Source organism: Photobacterium sanguinicancri (assembly GCF_002265265.1).
In the GTDB taxonomy this organism is placed as follows: domain Bacteria; phylum Pseudomonadota; class Gammaproteobacteria; order Enterobacterales; family Vibrionaceae; genus Photobacterium; species Photobacterium sanguinicancri.
Map to the genome: position 1 here is coordinate 1 of NZ_NOIF01000390.1, position 933 is coordinate 933.

Consider the following 933-nt stretch of genomic DNA (forward strand, 5'->3'; position numbering starts at 1 on the left):
ATCAAGATTTTCATTAATTGTAAGTTCAGTATCTTCTAGCCATTGGTAACGTTTGGTGTAAAGGCGTCTTTTAGTTTTTTTAAGGGTTGATGGATCTTTACGTTCTGGTTTTGTTGGAATATCGAACAGATACTTATTTATTGCGGTTCCACCATATTCTTTCCAGAAGTCATCATAATCAAAGGTGACTGATTTTCGTTTTGACCCCATATAGCGTAGTGCTTGATAAATATGCCCTTTATTTGATACACCCTTTACTTGTGTGATGTTCCAGCGCTTAGCCAGAATTAATGCAACTTCGATCATTAATGCTTTGGTTCTAAGTCCATGTAAAGAGCGGGTCAGCGTTCGAATTAAACATGGACGGTCTTCGATTTGCGGTGTAGGCCCTTGAACCATACCTATGTACATACAGTGTTGCGCTGTGCCTGAAATATTAAGCGCTAACGAATAGACTTCGAGTCCTTTAGCATTAATGAGCTTCAGTCCCAGTCCACCTTCACGGCTTGCTCCACAGTATAAATTTACGCGGTAGTGCTCTTCATTGTTGTCTTGAAAGGTCAGTATTGTGACACCTTGATACGAAGTGACATCACAGGCATTCTCACCAAAGGTTTGCCCCAGAAAACGGTAGTGGTCACTGAGATGCTGAGCGCGCTCTTTTGGAGACCAACTTACACATAGGTAAGGTTTAAGTGGTTTTTCTATAATACCGGGGTCATTATCAAAAATAGGTTTAATATCACTATCGCCAAAGGCATTAAGGATGTTGGTTAGGGTGCTTTTATACATAACACCCCAAAGACAAAATCGAGCATTTTTTCTTATTTTATGTATCCCTTTAGTATTTGGATGCACTTTATTTGCAAGTTCAGGCAAGCTTGAAATGTAATGGATAAAACTCAAATTTAATTCTCTTCTATTATTTTTGAT

General features: G+C 38.7%; 1 protein-coding gene. It reads right to left on the reverse strand.

Features of this window, described 5'->3' with window-relative positions:
* A partial coding sequence (locus ASV53_RS24220; RefSeq protein ID WP_239928908.1) for a VirK/YbjX family protein occupies positions 1-933 on the reverse strand: 933 nt, incomplete at both ends.